The following is a 21,468-nucleotide window of genomic DNA, read 5'->3' on the forward strand; positions in this document are numbered from 1 at the left end:
CCACCGCCTAACTGAGCACGGCAAGATTCGGCCGTACGCCGCAGCGCGCGCCGATTCCTCTAGTTGTGAACGAGTGGCGTAAGCGTCTTCGCAAGTGCGGGAGCTTCGGTCATCCCGACCCGAGATAACCAGTTGCCGAGCATCAAGTAGCCACCCTCGGTGAGCACAGACTCGGGATGGAACTGAACGCCGTACACCGGCTGTGTCGCGTGCTGCACGCCCATGATGATTCCATCGTGCGTGCGCGCCGTGACCACGAGGTCGTCTGGCACAGTGCCGTCAACGATCGCGAGTGAGTGATAGCGCGTTGCCGTGAATGGCTGAGGAAGGTCACGGAAGATCAGGCTGTCGTCGTGTTCGATCTGCGAAGTCTTGCCATGCATGAGCTCAGCCGCGTGAGTGACCGTTGCGCCAAGCGCCTCGGCGATCGCCTGATGCCCGAGACACACTCCGAGCAACGGAATACCCGAGGCAAGAGCGGCGTGCACGATCGGGATGCTCACTCCAGCGTCGGCCGGCGTGCCCGGTCCAGGCGAGAGCAGCACGGCGTCGTAGTCAGCAAGAACAGCGGCTGCGTCATCCGCGCTAAAAGCGTCATTGCGCACGACCTCGGTTGTGGCACCGAGTTCAAGCAAATACCCGTTGAGGGTGTAAACGAAGCTGTCGTAGTTATCAACAACAAGGATGCGGGTCACTGTTGCACCGTCGCATCCAACGGGGTGACGAGGGGCAACGCCCACGGGAAGACCCACATGAACAGCGCAGCCACGATGGCCGCGGCCATCACCAACAACAGGAGAACGCGAATAATTGCGGGTCCCGGAAGCACCCGCCAGAGGGCAGCGTACATTAGCCAGCTCCTTCGAGATTGAGGGCGATCGCCGAGATCTCCGAGGGGGCACCCTCAGATCGCGGATACCAAGTGTCGTACACCGCGTAGGCGATGATGCGCTCGTCGGCGGTGTGGATGGGGTTGCAGCTCGTGAGCGTCATGATGCGATCACTGGCCGCTGCTCCCCCGAACTGAGGAACAGGCTCCAGAACTCCAACACCGGATGCCAGAACATATTCAAGAGAACGGTAAACGTAACGGTACCAACCGGCTTCGGTCTCAACATAAATGCTGTCACCGAGCTGAAGCTTGTCGATATCGAAGAAGGGGTCACCGTAGCCGGTGCGGTGAGCAGCAACCGCAAAGTTGCCGACCTCGCCGGGCATTTGGGTTCCGGTGTAGTGGCCAACGCCTTGTGCATTGAGCACGCTGTAGAGGCTCACGCTTTCGGCGATCGGAATCGCGTAGTCCTCGCCAAAACGCGGAACGATCAACGTGCCGAAGGCGATTGCTTGTCCGGGAGCTTCGTCGACCACGGGCACGCCGGGGTCGGCACGCTCATCCGGCGCCAGAGTGACAGCTTCGCCCTTGCTCCACTCTTGGCTGAGCTCGAGAGCGTCATCGCGCTGTGCATTGCTGACGAAATAGCTGTTTACCCAGGTCTGCCAGACAAGAAAGAGCAACACAACTACGCCGGCGGTAATGAAGATTTCACCAAGCACTCCGATGAAGGAGATAGGGCGGCGGGCCTTCGCACTGCGCCGCACGCGGCGGCCGTCTTCGAGAACCATAAGCGCAATTCTATCCGCAGACTCTGCGTGGTTTCCGCGCGGCCGTTCGGCACTCAGGGCGTTCGCGCTAGAATCTCTCCCATGGCCCGTAACTCTGCAGAAAAATCATCGTCGCGTCCCGCTGAAGACGCTCCCAACGCGGTCTGGTTCAAGCCCGTCATGTTTGGCTTCATGCTGATTGGGCTCGCCTGGATCATTGTGTTCTATGTCAGCAACCAGCAGCTGCCCATTGCTTCGCTCGGAAGCTGGAACATTCTTGTTGGTTTCGGAATCCTCTTCGTCGGATTCCTGATGACTACGCGGTGGCGTTAGAAATTACACGCGTGTAGTTATACCCAGTGTTAATAACCCTGTGGATAACTTTTAGTCAGCTATAGAACGAAGATCCGCACCAGCGTCAGGCTGATCAAAGCCACGACAACGAGCGCCACTAAAGCGATCTCGGTATTCGTGCTTCGCTTGTTGCGTTGACGCAAAAAGATGAGTGCGAGAACGGCACCCGTGATGAGTCCACCCACGTGGGCCTGCCACGAGATGTTCAGTCCGGGGATAAAGCCGGCGACCAAGTTGATCACGAGCACGATCAACAGCACTCGGTTGTTCACGCCCATGCGGCGCTGAATGACGAAGAACGCGGCGACGATTCCGAAGATCGATCCGGATGCGCCCAACACGACCGAGGTCGGGGCAAGCAGCAGCACGGCGACCGAGCCACCCAGCGCGCTGATCAGGTAGAGCGCGATAAACCTCGCTCGCCCCAGCGGAATCTCCAAGGTGCGCCCAAAGATAAAGAGCGTGAACATGTTGAAGCCGAGATGGAAAATGCTGCTCGTCGAATGCAGGAACGCAGAGGTGATCATCCGCCACGGCTCAACCGCCGTCAGGGGCGGGTAATACACAAGCGCTTGAGTCACGCCGAGACCTGGAATGAGCTGCAGCAAGAAGATTGCGACAGTCAGGCCAATCAGCGTGTAGGTGACTACAGGCTTGCCTTGAGAGGCTCGAGCCGCGCGAACCAGAACAGGTTTACGTTTCGGCCCATTGGCGCGGGCTTCTTTAATGCACTCGGGGCAATGTACGCCCACAGCTGCCTGCGTTTGGCAGCTGGGGCATACGGTGCGCCCACATCGTTGGCAGAGCGTAAAACTTTGCCGGTCAGGATGCCGGTAGCAATAATTGCCGCTGGCATCCGGGGATGTGGTCACGAAGGTTAGACCTCGTCGATCGTGACGGACTCGATGACGATGTCGGTGAGGGGCTTGTCGCTGCCGTCGGTGTCAACAGCTTCGATTGCGTCGACTACCTTGCGGGACTCGTCGTCAGCAACAGCACCGAAGATGGTGTGCTTGCCCTGAAGCCACGGAGTAGCAACGGTGGTGATGAAGAACTGCGAACCGTTGGTTCCCTTACCGCCGCGCGTTCCGGCGTTCGCCATAGCGAGGATGTAGGGAGCCGAGAAGTCGAGCTCGGGGTGGATTTCGTCGTCGAAGTTGTAGCCGGGGCCACCGATGCCCTTACCCAGGGGGTCGCCACCCTGAAGCATGAACTGCTTGATGATGCGGTGGAAGATCACGCCATCGTAGAGAGGTGCGTTGGTCTTCTGACCGGTAGCGGGGTGGGTCCATTCGATGTCGCCCTTGGCGAGACCAACGAAGTTAGCAACGGTCTTCGGCGCGTGGTTGCCAAAGAGGTTGAGACGGATTTCTCCGAGGTTTGTCTTGATTGTGGCAACTGCGGTGTGTTGAGACATAAGGTCAATTCTTACATAGCCAACCTGAGCCTATGATCCGGGTTATTCAGCGTGCTCACAGCCAAAGCAGTGCGCACACAGAAGAGGCCATGGCAGTATGGACTCACCGATCGACCATCTTTGGAGGTTTCCCGTGGCACTAACTCGCAAACGCCGGAAAGAACTCAAGCGCTTGAAAGGTCAAGCTGAAGACCTGTGGGCCGACCAAAAGGAGCTGCTTGACCATGCTTCTGCGGTCGTCCGAGAGGCTAGCCACCAGGCTGCCAACTACGCCCGCGAAGAAGTCAGCCCCAAGATTCACAACACGATCGACTCCCGGGTGAAGCCCGTTGTGTCGTCATCCGTTGCTGGAGCCCGCTCAGTGGCCGAGAGCACGCGCTCCAAGGTCAAGGGTGATGTATTGCCTGCAGTCACGTCAGCGCTCGGCACAGCCCTTGCCGCTCTCGAGGTAGCTAAGAATCAGCAGGTTCGGGATGCGTTCGCTCGCGTTTCGGGTCTCGCTGCGACTGCCGGCGAGAAGACCGGGCTTATGAAGGCACAACCGCAACCCAAGTCGGCCGGCTTCGGTCGCTACATCCTCATCGGTATCGGCGTAGTCGCTGCAGTGGGCGTCGCGTACGCCGCGTGGCAGACACTTCGCGCGGATGATGACCTGTGGATCGACGACGAAGCAGAGACGGCGTAGCCTTCCGCTGCTTCACACCGCACACGGTGTAGCTCCAACCTCTAATAGTTCTGGCCCGGTTCCCAAGGAACCGGGCCAGAACTATTTTTGTGCGTGGAGTGATCGCTCGCGCTGACTAAGTCAGGCAAGTGCTCCGTTGGCGACAACAACTTGGCCGTCGACCCCTCGGACGGCCCAGGCGCCGCAGCATTGGCTGTGACGTCTTTGCCTCGCAGCTCGCGGGAAGTGTCAGCGTGAGACTTTCCGCAGCCGCTTTACTCGCGCTGTACGGCCCATAGGAGGGGAATGGCGTGCACGCCACCGGGGTGGGAGAAGTTCACGCGTGCTCCGCCCTCCTGCACCCGTCTGGCGGCCCGCTGAGAGACCACAAACGTGCCGCGGATGTTGGTGCGGTGCATCCGATCTCGTCGGCGACATCGCCGCTCACTGCGAGTGACCCCCGGGAACGCAAAAACCCCGGCCAGAAGACTGGCCGGGGTTTTTGTTTCTTGCTGTGGAGCCTAGGGGAATCGAACCCCTGACCTCCTGCTTGCAAAGCAGGCGCTCTACCAATTGAGCTAAGGCCCCAATTTAAGGAACCTCTTGTGGAGATTCCAGTGGGGGTACGTGGACTTGAACCACGGACCTCTTCGTTATCAGCGAAGCGCTCTAACCGCCTGAGCTATACCCCCGTTGGGCAGATACGAGAGTACCGCATTCTGACCGTTTGGCGTAATCGACTAGTTGTTAGTGAAACCCACGAGGATTCCGCCAGTAAGTCGAACGCTGAAGTTATAAAGCATACTCGAAATTGCACCGAGTGCAGTACCGATCAAAACGTTCAGGATCGCAACGACCAGCGAGAATCCGCCGACCTGTGCGAGCGAGAACGTTGTCGCCACGCTAAAGGTTTCGTCGCTCAAAATATCGCGGAAGATCTCATCGAGTTTTCCGAAAATTCCGGTGGAGTTCAGCACGATCCACACCAGGAGCGATGCCACCACGAGAACGATTCCTAAGGACACTGCTACTAGGAATGAGAACTTAACAGCCGACCAGAAGTCGATGTACACCAGCTTCAGGCGAACCTGTTTCACTGATGTTTGGCGCTGCGACTTGCGCTGCAGCTTCTCTGCGACACTACTCATCTACCGACTCGTCCTTCCCAGCAGGGGCATCTTCGCTTGGAACACTATCGTTCCCAGCTTCAAGTTCTTTTTTCTCTAGATTTCGTTCGCTGTTTCGTGCGATTGCAATGATCTTGTCATCCGCCGCAAAGCGAGCAAAGACCACGCCCATAGTGTCACGGCCCTTGGCCGGAACCTCAGCGACAGATGAGCGTACCACCTTGCCACTGGCAAGGACCACAAGAACTTCGTCCTCATCCCCGACCATCAAAGCGCCCGCCAAGTCACCACGAGTGCCGTCAAGTTTGGCAACCTTGATGCCCAAACCACCACGACCCTGAACACGGTATTGGTCGGCAGCAGTGCGCTTTGCGAAGCCACCCTCAGTGACGACGAACACGAAGCCACTGTCGGGCACCACACTCGCGCTGAGCAGCTGGTCATCCTCACGGAAGCTCATACCCATCACACCCGACGTTGAACGACCCATGGGGCGCAACGCTTCATCGGATGCCGTGAAGCGAATCGACATTCCCTTGCGCGACACCAACAACACGTCGTCGGTGTTCTCCACCAGCAGGGCCGACACGAGTTCGTCACCTTCCCGCAGATTCACGGCGATGATGCCACCGCTGCGGTTGGTGTCGTATTCCGCGAGGGCCGTCTTCTTGACGAGACCGTTGAGCGTGGCCAGCACTAGGTAGGTGGACTGCTCGTAGTCGCGGATGTCGAGAATCTGAGCGATCTCTTCGCCGGGCTGCAGCGCCAAGAAGTTGGCAACGTGCTGCCCCTTGGCATCCCGGCCACCCTCTTGCAACTCGTAGGCCTTGGCGCGGTACACGCGGCCGGTGTTCGTGAAGAACAGCAACCAGTGGTGTGTCGTGGTGACGAACAAGTGGTCAACGATGTCATCGGCGCGGAGTTGCGCGCCCTTGACTCCCTTGCCTCCGCGGTGCTGGCTGCGGTAGTTGTCGCTGCGGGTGCGCTTGACGTAACCGCCGCGCGTCACAGTAACCACCATCTCCTCTTCGGGGATGAGGTCTTCCATGCTCATGTCGCCATCGAAACCCATCATGATTTCGGTGCGGCGGTCGTCGCCGTATTTGGCAAGCAACTCCGTCAGTTCTTCACTGACGATGTTGCTCTGGCGTTCCTTGCTCGCAATGATGGCCTTGAATTCAACAATTTCGAGCTCGATAGCATCGTGCTCGTCGATGATCTTCTGGCGCTCGAGGGCTGCGAGTCGACGCAGCTGCATGTCGAGAATTGCGCGAGCCTGAATTTCATCGATGTCGAGGAGATCAATCAATCCGTTGCGGGCATCTTCAACGGTGGGCGAACGACGGATGAGGGCAATAACCTCATCAAGAGCGTCTAGAGCCTTGAGGTAACCACGCAAGATGTGGGCACGTTCTTCAGCCTTGCGAAGGCGGAATTCGGTGCGGCGAACGATCACTTCGATCTGATGGGTAGCCCACTCAGTGATGAAGCCATCGATCGAGAGCGTGCGCGGAATGCCATCGACAATTGCGAGCATGTTCGCGCCGAAGTTTTCCTGCAGCTGCGTGTGCTTGTAGAGGTTGTTGAGAACAACCTTCGCCACAGCATCGCGCTTGAGCACGATGACGAGGCGCTGGCCCGTGCGGCCCGAAGTCTCATCGCGGATGTCGGCGATGCCGGCAAGCTTGCCGTCCTTGACGAGGTCGGCGATTTTCAGTGCCAGGTTGTCGGGATTCACCTGGTACGGGAGCTCGGTGACGACGAGGCACGTGCGACCCTGAAGTTCTTCGACATTAACTACGGCACGCATCGTGATCGAGCCACGACCCGTGCGGTACGCATCCTGAATTCCCTTGATACCCAGAATCTGCGCGCCAGTCGGGAAGTCAGGTCCCTTGATGCGCTGAATCAGCGCCTCAACGAGCTCTTCGTGAGAAGCATCCGGGTTGGCCAAGTGCCAGAGAGCACCCTCGCCAACTTCGCGGAGGTTGTGCGGCGGGATATTCGTGGCCATACCGACCGCGATACCCACTGAACCATTGACGAGCAGGTTCGGGAAGCGGCTCGGGAGAACCGTGGGCTCTTGAGTGCGACCGTCATAGTTGTCTTGGAAGTCGACGGTGTCTTCTTCAATGTCCCGCACCATTTCCATAGCGAGCGGGGCCATCTTGGTTTCCGTGTAACGGTGGGCAGCAGCACCATCGTTACCGGGAGATCCGAAGTTTCCTTGGCCTAGCGCCAGTGGATAACGAAGGCTCCACGGCTGAACCAAACGAACGAGCGCGTCGTAGACCGACGAGTCACCGTGCGGGTGGAACTGCCCCATGACATCACCGATGACACGGGTGCACTTGGAGAAACCCTTGTCTGGGCGGTAGCCACCGTCGTACATTGCGTAAATAACGCGACGGTGCACAGGCTTCAAACCATCGCGCACCTCGGGAAGCGCACGACCCACGATGACGCTCATCGCGTAGTCGAGGTAGGAGCGCTGCATCTCCAGTTGAAGATCGACCTGGTTAATCTTGTCGTGCCGGTCGTCTACGGGTGCATCTTTGAAGGTCTTCTTCGGAGTTTCTTCGTCAGCCATTAAGTGTCAATTCCAGTCTGTGTCAGTCGCGAGTGCGGGCGCCGTGTGCTCTGAACGAGCTAGATGTCTAGGAAGCGGACGTCTTTAGCGTTGCGCTGGATGAAGTTTCGGCGAGACTCAACGTCTTCGCCCATGAGGGTCGAGAAGATTTCGTCTGCTGCGGCAGCGTCATCCAGGGTGACCTGAAGCAACGTGCGAGTGGCGGGGTCCATCGTGGTTTCCCACAGTTCCTTGTAGTCCATCTCACCAAGACCCTTGTAGCGCTGGATCCCGTTATCTTTCGGCATGCGCTTGCCTTCTGCAAGTCCCATTTCGGTCAGGGCATCGCGCTCAGCATCGCTGTACACGTATTGGTGCTGCGCGTTGCTCCACTTGAGGCGGTAGAGCGGCGGCTGTGCCAAGTACACGTAACCCAAATCGATCAGCGGACGCATGTAGCGGAAGAGCAGAGTGAGAAGCAACGTCGTGATGTGCTGACCATCGACATCAGCATCGGCCATCAAAACGATCTTGTGGTACCGAGCCTTCTCGGGGTCGAAGTCTTCGCCGACACCCGCGCCGAACGCGGTGATCATTGCTTGGACTTCCGCGTTGCCGAGTGCGCGATCGAGGCGCGCCTTCTCGACGTTCAAGATTTTGCCTCGCAGCGGGAGAATCGCCTGGAACTCGGGGTTACGACCCTGAACGGCGGAGCCGCCGGCCGAGTCACCCTCAACCATGAAGATCTCAGACAGCGACGGGTCTTTACTCGAGCAGTCGCGCAGCTTTCCGGGCATTCCACTCGACTCGAGCAAACCCTTACGACGAGTCTGTTCGCGCGCCTTGCGGGCAGCGAGTCGAGCTTGGGATGCCTGAATAGCCTTGCGAATAACGTCGCGCGCCTGCGTGGGGTTGCGATCGAACCAGTCACCGAGCTGCTGGCCGGCAATGCGCTGAACGAATGCTTTGGCTTCGGTGTTACCGAGCTTGGTCTTCGTCTGACCTTCGAACTGAGGTTCGCCGAGCTTGATCGAGATAACCGCGGTCAGTCCTTCACGAACGTCATCTCCCGAAAGGTTGTCATCCTTTTCCTTGATGATGTTCTTGTCGCGCGCATAACGGTTAACCAGAGTGGTGAGCGCAGCGCGGAAACCCTCTTCGTGGGTTCCACCCTCGTGAGTGTTGATGGTGTTGGCGTAGGTGTGAACACTTTCGGAGTATCCCGCCGTCCACTGCATCGCTACTTCGAGCGAAATCTTCTTCTCAGTGTCTTCCGATTCAAAGGCGATGACATCCGGGTGGATGAGTTCGTTCTTCTTCGTCTTGTTCAAGTACTCCACGTAGTCAACGAGTCCACGCTCGTACATGTAGCTCTCGGCGATTTCTTCTTCACCGCGCTCGTCAGTGATGGTGATGCGCAATCCCTTGTTGAGGAAGGCCATCTGCTGGAAACGTGCGCGGAGCGTCTCAAAGTCGAACTCGACTGTCTCGAAAGTCTCTTTGCTCGGCCAGAAAGTCTGCTGGGTTCCTGTTTCGTCGGTGCTTTCACCCTGGGCAAGGGGACCTGTCGGCACACCGTTAGCGAAGCTCATCCGCCAGACGTGTCCCTGACGACGAACCTCGGTATCAATTTCTGCGGAGAGTGCGTTCACGACGGAAATGCCCACACCGTGGAGTCCACCCGACACGGCGTAACCGCCACCGCCGAATTTTCCACCCGCGTGAAGGATGGTCATAACGACTTCTACAGTGGACTTCTGTTCTTGCTGGTTCAGATCGACCGGGATACCACGGCCGTTGTCGCGAACCCGAACCGAGCCGTCTTTGCGAAGCCAAATGTTGATCGTGTCGCAGTAACCCGCGAGAGCCTCATCCACAGAGTTATCCACAACCTCATACACAAGGTGATGGAGACCGCGGGGGCCGGTGGAACCGATGTACATACCGGGGCGCTTGCGCACGGCCTCAAGACCCTCAAGGATCTGGATCTGATCGGCACCGTAACTGTCAGCGGCAACATGACCGTTGGCAATGATATGGCTTTCGGGCACGTCGTTCTCGGGCGTCGATGTCATCTGAAGTTAGGCTCCTGCCGCTAGTTCACGCTGGCCATTCGGAGAGGATAACTCCCTGAGGAGGCGCGTCCGACGGCTTCTGCGATTCTACCAAATTCCGAGAGGCTGCGGCGCTCAAATTGCCTTCTGCGGGAGTTTCTTTAGTAGCGTGACCTATTTTGCCTTCCTAGCCGTAAGTATCTCGCGGGCCCCTACCTGGAATTGATCTGGGGCCTCTTTTCCACGAAGGGGCGTTGGGCCCTTCAAAGCGCACGGATTCCACGCCTGCTTCTGGATGCTGTTGAGCAATCGTCGTTGTGATGTGTCCCCGCATGAGTCGAAGCTGAGTTGCCCACGCTGTCGAATCGCACCGAATGGTGAGAACACCCTCTTCAATTCCGATCGGTTCAGAATGTTCCGCAGTCTCGGCACCGACGATTGTTGTCCACGCTAAGAGCAATTCGGAGCGCGCCAGCGGAGAACTCCACCCCATACTCACGGTGAGGCTATCCATCACATCGCCTAATCCATGCGGATCGCGACCGGGAGCAAAAGGCACGCTTGTGCCGGGTTCTTTACGATTGCGCTTGCGCGCCATATAGGAACGTTTACTGGCATCGCCAAAAACATCGCGGAATCTGAGGTAGACCGCTACGTGTTCATCCACAGCGGGATCGCGGTCATTCATTGCTGATTACCTCCCCGGCGCTGATGTGAACCACATTCGCGGCGAGCTCGGTCGGAACGTCTCCGAAGACTGCGGCCGTAATGAGCACCTGCTCGAATCCTGCGATCGACGTCGCCAATCGTTCGCGACGAGATTGATCGAGCTCAGCAAAGACATCATCCAAAATCAGCACGGGGTCTCCGGCTGAAGACTCACGACGCAACAGCTCGGCGGATGCCAATTTCAGTGCGAGGGCGAATGACCAGGATTCACCGTGGCTGGCATACCCTCGCGCCGGCAACCCATTGAGTCCGAAGATGAGGTCATCGCGGTGTGGCCCTACGAGAGTTATTGCCCGGTCTCGTTCTGCTTTTCTTACGGATGCCAAGGCGGCAGTAAACGATGCAGTCGCGTCAGCGACCGAAATTATTTCACCGACTGCACTGGTGGCCACGGCGTTCTCAGGGTCATCCTGCCGCGAAATGATGCTCAGCGAGTTTGCTAATGACGCACCGTGATCGGCACCGACAATGCGTTCGTACGCACTCGAAACCTCCGGGCTTAAGTCGGCGACCAGTGCGCTGCGGGCGCTTATGATTTCGGAACCAAATGCAACGAGCCGCTCATCCCACACATCAAGGGTGCTTAATTGGGTGTCCCTAACACCGGATGCGCGTGCCGACTTCAGCAGCATGTTGCGTTGTTTCACGACACGTTCGTAATCGCTCATCACGCCGCTAAAGCGCGGAGAGCGAAGCACGAGAAGTTCATCGATGAAGCGTCGACGACCCGAAGGTTCGCCGCGCACGAGCGCCAGATCTTCGGGCGCGAAGAGAACACTCGAGAAGTAGCGCGGAAGTTCGCGGGTGCGGATGACCGAACGATTGATCTGGGCACGGTTAGCCCCAGATCGATTGATCTGTACCTCAGCCAGAAACTTTCGTTCGTTGTGTTCGAGACGAACTCGAACAATCGCGGCATCCGTCGACTGCCGAACCATGGCGTGATCTGTAGAAACACGGTGTGAACCAAGGGTGCTCAAGAAGCCGAGCGCCTCGACCAAATTTGTTTTGCCTTGACCATTCGAACCAACAATGAGGGTCGGTCCTGCCCCGAGTTCAAGAGTCAGGCCCTTGTAATTACGAAAGTCCTTGAGCTCCACATGAGTTACACGCATTGCGGCGAAGCTTAACTCTTGCGGACGCTATGCCCGCCGAACTGATTGCGGAGAGCGGCGACCGCCTTCATAGAAGGGGAGTCTTCTTGGCGAGAAACAAAGCGCGCAAAAATGGCGGCACTAATAGTCGGAACAGCAACGGCCTGGTTGAGGGCTTCGTGCACGGTCCAACGGCCCTCCCCTGAATCCTCGACGTAGCCAGCAATGTCAGCAAATTCGGGATCTTCTTCGAGAGCTTTGACGAGAAGTTCAAGCAACCAGGAGCGAACGACTGTTCCTCGCTGCCAGGCTTTGAAGGTGCCGGGAACGTCTTCGATGAGATCCTTGCGGCTGTCGAGGAGTTCGAAACCTTCGGCCCAGGCCTGCATAAGGGCATATTCGATGCCATTGTGGACCATCTTGGCGTAGTGACCTGCTCCAACGGGGCCAGCATGAACAAAACCCTCTTCGCGCGGGCCTTCGGGGCGAAGCGCGTCGAAGATCGGCATCGCTCGTTCGATATCCGTCTTGTCCCCACCGGCCATCAGCCCGTAGCCGTTTTCAAGTCCCCAGATTCCGCCAGACACTCCAACATCTACGAAGGAAAGTTTGAGTTCTGCGAGCTGATCACGGTGAAGTTGGTCATCGGTAAACCGGGTGTTTCCACCATCGATGACGAGATCGCCCGGTGTGAGCAATGCCGCAACATCGGTAATTACAGAATCTGTGATCGTGCCGGAAGGAACCATGACCCAAATAATTCGGGGTGAAGGCAGCGCATCTACAAGATCCGACAACGCTGTGACATCACTCACCTCAGGATTGGGGTCGTAGCCCGTCACTGTGAGGCCATGAGCTCGCATGCGCTCGCGCATGTTGCCGCCCATTTTTCCTAGGCCAATAATTCCAACATGCATGATTTCTGCCATGACCTACCTCAACAAAAGGTTGGGCTGCAGGAGGTACTTGTAGTTATCGCTGCCCGGCTGATCCTTCGACGACTGACTTGTAATGAGCACCGGGCCAGGCTTGTTCGGATTTTCGGTTTTGGTAAACGAAATTCGTACAAATTCTGAATGCACCGAACTCAAGCCATCAATCAAGAACTGAGGCTTGAGCGAAACGACCGTGTCATCGCCGGTCAAGAAGGCATCGATGGTCTCGGATGCCTGAGCTTGCTCGGATCCGATCGCTTCCAAAGTCACACCTTCAGTCGTGAAAGTGAAGCGCAACGCGGCTTCCCGCTCGAGCACGAGAGAGACTCGACGAACTGCCTCGATGAGCTCGCCCGTGTTCATGACAGCGAAGTTATCCACAGTCTCGGGAAAAAGTCGGCGAACCGGTGGAAAGTTGCCCTTGATAAGCAACGACGTCACAGTTTTTCTGTCTGCTTGGAACGCGATGAGCTCGCGTTCGTCAGAACTCGTGATGGCGACGGAAATCTCTCCGCTGTTGCCGAAAGTCTTTCCCACTTCAACCAAAGTCTTGGCCGGCACCAGGGCTGTTGCTGCTTCGACTCCGGATGCTCCGGCATCCCATTCGATGTCACGAACTGCTACTCGGTAGCGGTCAGTGGCAACAAGCGAGATGTTATTTTCAGAAACTTCGAGCTGCACACCTGTAATGACCGGGGTGACGTCGTCACGCGATGCAGCCACGGCGACCTGAGAAATTGCGGCGGCAAAGAGATCAGCCTTGAGCGTTCCGACCTTGTCGGAGATCTGAGGAAGTGAGGGATACTCTTCAACCGGCATGCTCGACAAGGTGAAATGACCGGTGCCACACGCAACAGTAATTTTGTTGTCTTCGGTGCTAAAACGCACGGGAGCATTGGGAAGTCGGCTGGCAATATCTGCCAAAAGCTTGCCAGAAACCAATACGCGACCGGGCTCTTCGACCTCGGCGATGATCTGTGTTCGAGCGGAAACTTCGTAGTCGAACGACGAAAGAGTGAGCCCTTCGTCGGTAGCTTCGATCAAGACACCGCTCAGAATCGGCAGCGTTGTTCGCTGCGGCAACAGTTTTACCGCGAACGAAACCGCCTCGCTGAAGACGTCACGATTGACTTGAAACTTCATGAACTACCCCTAACCGGATCACGCTCTGGCCGTTAATACTGGCACAGCCAATCCACTTGCGAACTACAGGTTATTTGGGATTCAAATTTCATTCTTTAAAGGTCACACTCTTAACCGTTGTGGATTCTGTGAATAACTCGACGGATTTCATGTAATTACTGGAAACTACATTCGTGTGACTTGTTGACGAGCAGTGGAGAACACTCGCACTCTTCGTGGAAACTCGAATCACAGGAATTCTTGATTCCACAGAAATTTTCTTGTGGTCAACAATCTTTCCGGCGAGTTGGGGAGGTTATCCCCAAGTTATCCCCAAGTAGGAAAACCTATTTTTGGCTGAAACGCTGGTTTTGTTTGATGCGGCTAGTGAGCTCGGTGACCTGGTTATAGATCGAGCGACGCTCTTTCATGAGCTCGGTGATCTTCTTGTTGGCGTACATCACGGTGGTGTGATCGCGGTTTCCGAACAGCTGACCAATCTTGGGCAAAGAGAGGTTCGTCATTTCTCGACAGAGGTACATCGCGATCTGACGTGCTGTGGCGATGGCTTGCGAACGAGAAGAGCCATAGAGGTCGTCAACCGAAAGCTTGAAGTAGTCAGCGGTGTGATTGATGATGTCGACTGGCGCGATGACGTTGTCTTCATCAAGAGTGATGAGATCTTTCAACACGGTCTGTACAAGAGCCATGTCGACTTCGGTGCGGTTGAGGCTCGCAAACGCGGTAACCCGAATCAACGTTCCTTCGAGCTCACGAATATTTGACGAGACCTTCGACGCCATGAATTCGAGGATGTCGTTGCCCACCTGCATCTTCTCGCTCTGGGCCTTTTTGCGAAGAATAGCGATTCGCGTTTCAAGGTCTGGCGCCTGGACGTCAGTAATCAGGCCCCACTCGAAGCGTGACCGCATCCGATCTTCAAAGCCGGTGAGGTGCTTCGGGGGCAGATCACTGGTGATGACCACTTGCTTGTTGTGATCGTGCAAGGTGTTGAAAGTGTGGAAGAAGGCCTCCTGAGTGGAGTCCTTACCCTGCAGGAACTGGATGTCATCGATAAGCAGAATGTCGATCTCACGGTAGCGAGACTGAAATACTGACGCCCGGTTATTAGCGATCGAGTTGATGAAGTCGTTCGTGAATTCTTCTGAGCTCACGTAACGCACTCGGATGCCGGGGTACAGGCTTTCGGCATAGTGCCCGATGGCGTGCAACAAGTGAGTTTTACCTAGACCCGACTCTCCATAAATGAAGAGGGGGTTGTAGGCCTTGGCCGGCGCTTCAGCTACGGCGACTGCCGCGGCGTGAGCGAAACGGTTGGATCCACCAATGACGAAATTGTCAAAGCTGTATTTGGGGTTGAGTCGCGAATCGCTGCGACGAGGTGTTGATGTTTCGACAGGCTTTTGTGGTGTCGGTTCGATGTAGGGCTGCTCGGTGCGCGGTATTTCTTGCGAAAGCGCATCTTGCTGGATTTCTGGGTTTACGACGGTGGCGAAGTTCGAAATGCCGTGTTCGTCGTCGAGAGCTGCAATCGCGTCGATGAATGGCTGGCGAAGTCGCTGCTCGAGCATTCCGCGCGTGAGCTCGTTGGGAACCTCGAGATAGAGGGTGCCGGCCATGACGCCTTTTGGTTCAACCAGGTTCACGAACCCCTGTAGTTGAGGGGTAATTCGCTCATCACCGTTGAGGTGTGTCAGAACTGTTTGCCACAGTCCTTTAGTCGGGTCGGGTGTTTCCGACATTCTTTTCCCATCCCTTGGCAGTATTTACTCACAGGCTTATCCACTGGTGAGTACAGCTATTCTCGCTGAAATACTGCGGTCTTTTGGCCGTTGTGCACTGATAGTCATCGTAGTTGTCCACAGCATGTCGTTACCAATAAGGATGTATTCTGTGTGGATAATGCGCCGTTGCACAAAGTGTGGTTTGACCGCACCCGTTTAACGCCGTAGTTTTAATCAGTTGACTTCTGGCCCTTGGGCCTACCAATTCTTCCCGGCTGCTAGAGCTGGGCCTTGGAGATATAGCTATGAGCAAGAGAACTTTTCAGCCCAACAACCGTCGCCGCGCGAAGGTTCACGGTTTCCGTCTGCGTATGCGCACCCGCGCGGGTCGCTCGATCCTGAGCGCTCGTCGCCGCAAGGGACGCACCGAACTCTCCGCGTAATCTCGTCCGGTGTTGTCTAAGGCAAACCGTGTGGCGCTTCCGAGCGATTTTCGCTTGGCGGTGCGTCGCGGTCGTCGTTTCACAGCACCGCACTGCGTTGTCCACATTGTGAACAATGAGCGGTCTCAGGGCGTTCGCTTTGGTTTCATTGTTTCTAAAGCGGTTGGCAATGCGGTTGTACGCAATCGAGTTCGGCGTCGGCTTCGCGCTGCTGCTGCTCAACTTCTTCCTCACGTCCAGTCGAATGTAGACATTGTGGTTCGTGCTCTGGCAGGTTCTGAGCAAGCTGAGTGCACTACGCTTCAGGCTGAGATTGCAGAAGGGATTGACCGCATCGTGGTGAAGGTATGAGTTCCGTCGTTACGTTCGCGCTGCTCATCCCGCGAAACCTCTGTGTTCTCATTTTGCGCGTCTACCGTGCAGTCATATCTCCGCTGTACGGAGACGTCTGCCGGTATTACCCGTCGTGCTCTCACTACACTCTTCAAGCTATTCAGCAGCACGGTGTTTTCCGTGGTGTGTGGCTTGGCTCTCGTCGAATCCTTCGCTGCCACCCGTGGGCAGAGGGCGGTATCGACGACATCCCGGCTCGCCGGCATGACCGCTACCAGATCACCCGGTTCGGCTTTGTTATAGCCGCAAGCCACGAAAGGGGCTAACCACTTCATGGATCTTTTTGCTTTCTTTGGCAATCTGCTTTGGCCAATCAAGTGGGTAATCGAGGCAATCCTCGTCGCCTTTCACGAAATCCTTACCTTCTTCGGAATGGATGCGGATGCTGGCCTGACCTGGGTTCTTTCGATCGTCGGTCTCGTCTTGGTTGTGCGCGCAGCATTGATTCCGGTCTTTGTGCGCCAGATCAAGAGCCAGCGTCGCATGATGGAAGTCGCGCCTCAGCTCAAGAAGATCCAGGACAAGTACAAAGGTAAGAAGGATCAGTTCTCTCGTGAGGCGATGTCTCGCGAAACGATGGCGATGTACAAGAACGCGGGAACCAACCCGTTTAGTTCGTGCCTCCCTCTTCTTCTGCAGATGCCGATCTTCTTCGGACTCTTTTCGGTGCTGCGCAACGCACAGCTCGAGGGAAACGCTCCTGGTGTTGGCCTCCTCAACGCTGAGCTCTCAGAATCCTTCGGAACCTCGTCACTGTTCGACATCGCTCCCCTGCACCTCGCGATCAGCACTGCAGAGGGCAACGTAGCCGTCATCGTCACCGCCGTCATCATGGTCATCCTGATGACCGGCTCGCAGTTCATCACCCAGCTTCAGATCATGTCGAAGAACCAGTCGGCTGAGATGAAAGCTAGTCCCATGTACCGCCAACAGCGGATCATGTTGTACCTACTCCCCCTCGTTTTCGCCTTCTCCGGGTTCACTTTCCCCTTGGGCGTCATGTTCTACTGGCTCGTTTCCAACTTCTGGACAATGGGTCAGCAGTTCCTCGTTATTCGCAATATGCCGACTCCCGGTAGTGAGGCAGCGCTCGCACGCGAGGCTCGTCTAGCGAAGCGCAATCAGCGCAAGGGAATCATTGAAGAGGCTCCCGAATCTGATTCCGGAACCGCGGTAATTGAGGAACCCAAGAATCCGCAGCGGGATCAACCCGTAAGTAAGAACCGTGCAAAGAAGAAGCAGGGAAAGAAGAAATGACGAACGTTTCTGACGTCGATACAACCGCAGTCGAGTCCGCTCCTGTGGAAGATCGCGAAGATCGCACAACTGCTCAGCTCGAAGAGGAAGGCGACATTGCCGCCGACTACATCGAGGAGCTGCTCGATATTGCGGATCTCGATGGAGACATCGAGATTGACGCCCGTGCCGGTCGCTCCTACGTCTCAGTGACGTCGAGCGAAGACACAAACCTCCGCCTCCTGTCTAAGCCTGAAACCGTCACGGCACTTCAGGAACTCACTCGCATCGCTGTGCAGAACAAGACGGGAGCATTCTCGCGTCTCATCCTGGATATCGGAGGTTCGCGTGAAGCGCGTGCTGCTGAATTGTCGAAGCTTGTAGACACGGCCGTGGAGCGTATCGAGGCAGGTGCGGATTCTGCCGCACTTCCGGCGATGTCGTCCTACGAGCGCAAGCTCGTTCATGATGTCGTTGCGGAGCGTGGGTTTGTTTCGCAGTCGAGTGGTGAAGGTCGCGACCGTCACACTGTCATCACGCGTTCATAGTTTCACGTGAAACATTGACTGACGAGTTAGGGCTTGAGCGCGAGCCGGAAATAGCTGCCGAGCTGTTTGGCGATCGCATTGATGTCGCGCGCGCCTATACGGAGAGCCTTGCTCTTCGAGGTGAGGAGCTTGGACTCATTGGTCCGCTTGAGGTGCCCCGTCTGTGGACGCGACACATCGTTAACTGTGTACTCGTCGCTCCCCTGCTTCGTCCAGGGCTTGTGGGAGATATAGGTAGTGGCGCCGGTCTTCCGGGTATTGTTCTCGCAATTGCGCGGCCTGATGTCGAGTTCGTCTTGATTGAGCCGATGGAACGCCGGGTTGATTGGCTCAAGGCAGAGTCTGAACGTCTCGGCTTATCCAACGTTGTAGTCGATCGTTCTCGTTCACAAGATGCTCCGTATGCTGAGGCCTTAACTCAGATTACTGCTCGCGCGGTCACTGCTCTTTCTAAGCTCATCCCCTCAACCGAACACCTTCTTGCGCCCGGCGGCGAGATGGTCTTCATGAAGGGTGCCCGCATCGATGAAGAGATTGAAGCTGCTGCCAAGGCGATTCGCAAGGCTCGACTCAAGGATGTTGAGTCACTTGTTCTCGGTGAGGGGATTACCCCCGAGATCACTAGGGTCTTTCGGGCTAGAGTGGACTGATTCGGCCACGCTCTGAGCTGCCTCCAGTCCTACCTATTGTCACCACCCCGAGAGAAAGTTTCACGTGAAACATCCCGAAAGCGAAGTCAACGAACAAGGCAAGTCGTTCGATGAAACCACGCCGCTTGCGCGGGAGATCGCGGATCTGACTCGCCGTCGCGAGGCAGTAGCCTCTGCTTCACTCCCCCTCCCGGAGAAGCCCCGGGTATTTACCGTGGCAAACCAAAAGGGGGGCGTCGGAAAGACAACCTCTACAGTCAACCTTGCTGCTGCTCTCGCCCGCACCGGCGCTCGAGTCCTAGTGATCGACCTCGATCCGCAAGGAAACGCGTCTACTGCTGTCGGCGTTGAGCATCGTTCTGAGACTCCCAGCGTCTACGACGTCATGATCAACGACGTTCCGATGGCGGAGGTCGTGCAGAAGAGCCCGGAATTCAACGCGCTTTACTGCGTTCCCGCCACGATTCATCTCGCCGGCGCGGAGATCGAGCTTGTCTCTCTCGTCGCTCGCGAACAACGCCTTCGTTCTGCGCTCGATGCTTTTCTTGCGGAGACGCTAGAACCGTTCCACTATGTGTTTATCGATTGTCCGCCGTCGCTTGGTCTCCTCACGATCAACGCTTTCGTGGCCGCTCAAGAGGTCCTCATTCCCATCCAGTGTGAGTACTACGCGCTTGAGGGTTTGAGTCAGTTGCTTAACAACATCAAGCTAATCGAGCGTCATTTGAACCCACGTCTTCGGGTCTCGACGATTCTGATGACGATGTACGACTCCCGCACTAATCTTGCCAACCAGGTGGTTGACGATGTGCGTCAACACTTCCCCAAGCAGGTGTTGACCACTGTTATCCCTCGCTCGGTGCGCATTTCTGAAGCACCCAGCTACGGGCAAAGCGTCATTAGTTATGACCAGAACTCCCCCGGATCGCTCTCCTATCTTGAAGCAGCGGCCGAGATTGCTTATCGAGGAGCACGCAAATAATGGCAGCACCAAAACGTACTGGTCTTGGTCGGGGTATCGGCGCGCTTATCCCCTCGTCGGATGAGAACGAAGAACGCCCCGTCGACGTCTTTTTCCCGGGTGGGGAACTGACACCCGAAAAACTTCGCTCGGTTCCTGGCGCTCGGTTAGCGAGCCTCTCCCCTCTTGATATCGTTCCCAACTCTCGCCAACCGCGTACTGAGTTCCGTCAAGAGGAACTCGAAGAGCTGATCGTCTCGATCCGCGAAATCGGTGTTCTCCAACCGATCGTGGTGCGCCCCGTCGTTGGTGCTCTTGAGGGTCAGCCTCAGTACGAACTCATCATGGGTGAACGTCGACTTCGTGCGAGCAAGCACTTAGGCCTCGCCACAATTCCTGCTGTCATCAAGAGCACCGCCGACGAAGACATGCTTCGGGATGCCCTGCTCGAGAACCTGCATCGCGCCAACCTCAACCCTTTGGAAGAGGCGTCGGCTTACCAGCAACTTCTGGCCGACTTCGGCATCACGCAGGAGCAGTTGGGCGAACGCATTGGTCGCTCGCGCCCCCAAATCACTAACACTTTGCGTCTTTTGCGCCTTCCAGAAAGCGTTCAGCGCCGCGTTGCCGCCGGAGTGTTGTCCGCGGGACACGCTCGAGCGCTCCTATCGCTTCCTGACAACGCCGGAATGGAGCGTTTGGCAGAGAAAATCGTCAATGAAGAGCTCTCCGTTCGTGCTGCTGAAGCAGCTGCGGGCTCGCTCTCGACCAAACCGCCGCGCTCCAAGCCCTCCCGGGGTAAGAAGCAAGGCCATCTGGATGAGATCGCGGAGCGCCTGGGCGACCGTCTCAACACTCGTGTGAAGGTATCGCTTGGTGCCAGCAAAGGCCAGGTCGTTATCGACTTCGCAACTGTGGCGGATCTAAATCGAATCCTCGAAGAAATCGGCGACACCGGCTTCAACTCTTAGCCAGCTCCTCGTCAGCCGACCCCGAACGCGAGGTCTTCTTGATCCGGGACTTTTTGGTTCCGGTTGCCTCAGTTTCGTTAGAGCGCTAGGTTCGCGGGCACAATCGCTAAACTTTTCTAGTTCTAGTTCTAGTTCTAGTTCTAGTTCTAGTTCTAGTTCTAGTTCTAGTTCGGGTGCGAGTTCTAGCCCGCTGATGGCGCTCGCGCTGTAGAAGCTGATCCCTGCTCTGTGCATCGGCACGAGCTGTGTGAATAGTCGTTGATCGAATCTAGGTTGCAGTGGGATTGCGTGTTGCCGCGCGCAGCTGATGCGTGCGGTGTGGTCACTCCCCCGCAAACCACTGGACGCGCGGGCACTGGAGCGGGATTCACGGCCGGCGCCTGATAGCCCTTGTATGCCAGGGGTGGTTCTCGGGACTTTCCGCTCGGGCCACACAAGTGGGACTGCCGCCCGGTGAACCGCCGCGACCTGTCGACGATTGGGCCCTAACCTCGGTTCAGCAACCCTATTGCTCCCGTTCGAAGGGCGAGCGCCTGAAAGGATCGCGCTCGCGCTGATTGGGAAGCGACTGTTCCACGTGAAACATTGACCGAGGCTTTGGCTCGCCCTGTCGTCGGGTCTCCATGTTTCACGTGAAACTGTGGCGCTGGCGCTGGCGCTGGCGCTGGCAACGGCAACGGCAACGGCAACGGCAACGGCTCTGCAAAGCTAGGAGCCCGAACCGGCTAGTTGCGGATGTTCCACGTGAAACATTGGGCAACCGGGAGGCATTTAGCGACGGAATCTTCCCCGCTGGGCCACCCGGTGCGCCAGCGGATCATTGCTCCGGCGTTTGTTGGAGGGATGAATGATTG

General features: G+C 56.8%; 23 protein-coding genes and 2 tRNA genes. 10 read left to right on the plus strand and 15 right to left on the minus strand.

Annotated elements, in window-relative coordinates; translation table 11 throughout:
- Window positions 1–59 precede the first annotated feature (59 nt).
- From I6E73_RS01085 to I6E73_RS01095, 3 genes are read right to left on the minus strand one after another with little or no spacing between them, the layout of a single operon-like run.
- A complete protein-coding gene (locus tag I6E73_RS01085) occupies window positions 60–695 on the minus strand; it encodes a gamma-glutamyl-gamma-aminobutyrate hydrolase family protein (protein ID WP_197122430.1) in 636 nt (211 codons plus the stop codon).
- On the minus strand, window positions 692–850 hold the full coding sequence (locus tag I6E73_RS01090) for a hypothetical protein (RefSeq protein ID WP_197122269.1): 159 nt from the start codon (window positions 848–850) through the stop codon (window positions 692–694). Before I6E73_RS01090 ends, I6E73_RS01085 begins: the two co-directional genes overlap by 4 nt.
- Window positions 850–1,623 (minus strand): class E sortase, encoded by a 774-nt coding sequence (locus I6E73_RS01095; protein WP_197122432.1) that lies wholly within the window; start codon window positions 1,621–1,623, stop codon window positions 850–852. Before I6E73_RS01095 ends, I6E73_RS01090 begins: the two co-directional genes overlap by 1 nt.
- A gap of 81 nt (window positions 1,624–1,704) precedes the next feature.
- Here I6E73_RS01095 and I6E73_RS01100 point away from each other — a divergent pair, with 81 nt between their 5' ends.
- The gene (locus I6E73_RS01100) at window positions 1,705–1,935 is read left to right on the plus strand and encodes a cell division protein CrgA (RefSeq protein ID WP_197109161.1); all 231 of its coding nucleotides are present in this window, start codon (window positions 1,705–1,707) and stop codon (window positions 1,933–1,935) included.
- 59 nt (window positions 1,936–1,994) lie between these two features.
- Here the strand turns inward: I6E73_RS01100 and I6E73_RS01105 are convergent, their stop codons facing one another.
- The gene (locus tag I6E73_RS01105; RefSeq protein ID WP_307784129.1) at window positions 1,995–2,708 is read right to left on the minus strand and encodes a rhomboid family intramembrane serine protease; all 714 of its coding nucleotides are present in this window, start codon (window positions 2,706–2,708) and stop codon (window positions 1,995–1,997) included.
- A gap of 125 nt (window positions 2,709–2,833) precedes the next feature.
- Entirely contained in the window at window positions 2,834–3,373 is a 540-nt protein-coding gene (locus I6E73_RS01110; protein ID WP_197106889.1) for a peptidylprolyl isomerase, read from the minus strand.
- A 133-nt stretch (window positions 3,374–3,506) separates the two neighbouring features.
- Between I6E73_RS01110 and I6E73_RS01115 the strand changes: the two genes are divergently transcribed.
- Window positions 3,507–4,058, plus strand: coding sequence for a hypothetical protein (locus I6E73_RS01115; RefSeq protein ID WP_197106888.1), 552 nt, complete (start codon window positions 3,507–3,509; stop codon window positions 4,056–4,058).
- 494 nt (window positions 4,059–4,552) lie between these two features.
- Here I6E73_RS01115 and I6E73_RS01120 read toward each other — a convergent pair.
- The 10 genes from I6E73_RS01120 to dnaA all read right to left on the minus strand — a co-directional run bounded on the left by I6E73_RS01120 (window position 4,553) and on the right by dnaA (window position 15,430).
- A tRNA-Ala gene (locus tag I6E73_RS01120) sits at window positions 4,553–4,625 on the minus strand.
- A 30-nt stretch (window positions 4,626–4,655) separates the two neighbouring features.
- Window positions 4,656–4,729, minus strand: a tRNA-Ile gene (locus I6E73_RS01125).
- Window positions 4,730–4,777: 48 nt separating this feature from the next.
- Complete coding sequence (locus I6E73_RS01130; RefSeq protein ID WP_197106887.1) at window positions 4,778–5,185, minus strand: DUF3566 domain-containing protein; 408 nt, start codon at window positions 5,183–5,185, stop codon at window positions 4,778–4,780.
- Window positions 5,178–7,754: a DNA gyrase subunit A gene (gene gyrA / locus I6E73_RS01135; RefSeq protein ID WP_197106886.1), complete on the minus strand. Its 2,577-nt coding sequence runs from the start codon at window positions 7,752–7,754 to the stop codon at window positions 5,178–5,180. Before gyrA ends, I6E73_RS01130 begins: the two co-directional genes overlap by 8 nt.
- A gap of 59 nt (window positions 7,755–7,813) precedes the next feature.
- Window positions 7,814–9,808: a DNA topoisomerase (ATP-hydrolyzing) subunit B gene (gyrB, locus tag I6E73_RS01140; protein ID WP_197106885.1), complete on the minus strand. Its 1,995-nt coding sequence runs from the start codon at window positions 9,806–9,808 to the stop codon at window positions 7,814–7,816.
- Between the two features lie 166 nt (window positions 9,809–9,974).
- Entirely contained in the window at window positions 9,975–10,475 is a 501-nt protein-coding gene (locus I6E73_RS01145; RefSeq protein WP_197122434.1) for a DUF721 domain-containing protein, read from the minus strand.
- Window positions 10,468–11,631, minus strand: a complete 1,164-nt coding sequence (gene recF / locus I6E73_RS01150; RefSeq protein ID WP_197122436.1) for a DNA replication/repair protein RecF — start codon at window positions 11,629–11,631, stop codon at window positions 10,468–10,470. Before recF ends, I6E73_RS01145 begins: the two co-directional genes overlap by 8 nt.
- An 11-nt stretch (window positions 11,632–11,642) precedes the next feature.
- A complete protein-coding gene (gene gnd, locus I6E73_RS01155) occupies window positions 11,643–12,527 on the minus strand; it encodes a phosphogluconate dehydrogenase (NAD(+)-dependent, decarboxylating) (protein ID WP_197110104.1) in 885 nt (294 codons plus the stop codon).
- A 15-nt stretch (window positions 12,528–12,542) separates the two neighbouring features.
- Window positions 12,543–13,688 (minus strand): DNA polymerase III subunit beta, encoded by a 1,146-nt coding sequence (gene dnaN, locus I6E73_RS01160; protein WP_197106882.1) that lies wholly within the window; start codon window positions 13,686–13,688, stop codon window positions 12,543–12,545.
- 326 nt (window positions 13,689–14,014) lie between these two features.
- Window positions 14,015–15,430 carry a chromosomal replication initiator protein DnaA gene (gene dnaA / locus I6E73_RS01165; protein ID WP_197106881.1) on the minus strand — a complete coding sequence of 472 codons (1,416 nt, stop codon included), beginning with the start codon at window positions 15,428–15,430 and terminating at the stop codon, window positions 14,015–14,017.
- A gap of 287 nt (window positions 15,431–15,717) precedes the next feature.
- Between dnaA and rpmH the strand changes: the two genes are divergently transcribed.
- The 8 genes from rpmH to I6E73_RS01205 all read left to right on the plus strand — a co-directional run bounded on the left by rpmH (window position 15,718) and on the right by I6E73_RS01205 (window position 20,614).
- The gene (rpmH, locus tag I6E73_RS01170; protein WP_055810406.1) at window positions 15,718–15,855 is read left to right on the plus strand and encodes a 50S ribosomal protein L34; all 138 of its coding nucleotides are present in this window, start codon (window positions 15,718–15,720) and stop codon (window positions 15,853–15,855) included.
- A gap of 9 nt (window positions 15,856–15,864) precedes the next feature.
- The gene (rnpA, locus tag I6E73_RS01175) at window positions 15,865–16,206 is read left to right on the plus strand and encodes a ribonuclease P protein component (protein ID WP_307784192.1); all 342 of its coding nucleotides are present in this window, start codon (window positions 15,865–15,867) and stop codon (window positions 16,204–16,206) included.
- Window positions 16,203–16,514, plus strand: coding sequence for a membrane protein insertion efficiency factor YidD (gene yidD, locus I6E73_RS01180; protein ID WP_197106880.1), 312 nt, complete (start codon window positions 16,203–16,205; stop codon window positions 16,512–16,514). Before rnpA ends, yidD begins: the two co-directional genes overlap by 4 nt.
- A gap of 7 nt (window positions 16,515–16,521) precedes the next feature.
- Window positions 16,522–17,505, plus strand: a complete 984-nt coding sequence (yidC, locus tag I6E73_RS01185) for a membrane protein insertase YidC (protein WP_197106879.1) — start codon at window positions 16,522–16,524, stop codon at window positions 17,503–17,505.
- Complete coding sequence (locus tag I6E73_RS01190) at window positions 17,502–18,032, plus strand: R3H domain-containing nucleic acid-binding protein (protein WP_197106878.1); 531 nt, start codon at window positions 17,502–17,504, stop codon at window positions 18,030–18,032. The genes yidC and I6E73_RS01190 overlap by 4 nt, the downstream gene beginning before the upstream one ends.
- Window positions 18,033–18,046: 14 nt before the next feature.
- The gene (gene rsmG, locus I6E73_RS01195) at window positions 18,047–18,682 is read left to right on the plus strand and encodes a 16S rRNA (guanine(527)-N(7))-methyltransferase RsmG (protein WP_197122438.1); all 636 of its coding nucleotides are present in this window, start codon (window positions 18,047–18,049) and stop codon (window positions 18,680–18,682) included.
- 64 nt (window positions 18,683–18,746) lie between these two features.
- The gene (locus tag I6E73_RS01200) at window positions 18,747–19,664 is read left to right on the plus strand and encodes a ParA family protein (RefSeq protein ID WP_307784193.1); all 918 of its coding nucleotides are present in this window, start codon (window positions 18,747–18,749) and stop codon (window positions 19,662–19,664) included.
- Window positions 19,664–20,614: a ParB/RepB/Spo0J family partition protein gene (locus tag I6E73_RS01205; RefSeq protein WP_197122441.1), complete on the plus strand. Its 951-nt coding sequence runs from the start codon at window positions 19,664–19,666 to the stop codon at window positions 20,612–20,614. Before I6E73_RS01200 ends, I6E73_RS01205 begins: the two co-directional genes overlap by 1 nt.
- Window positions 20,615–21,468: the final 854 nt, after the last annotated feature.

The sequence above is a fragment of the Salinibacterium sp. SWN248 genome (genome assembly GCF_015864575.1).
Lineage (GTDB): Bacteria > Actinomycetota > Actinomycetes > Actinomycetales > Microbacteriaceae > Rhodoglobus.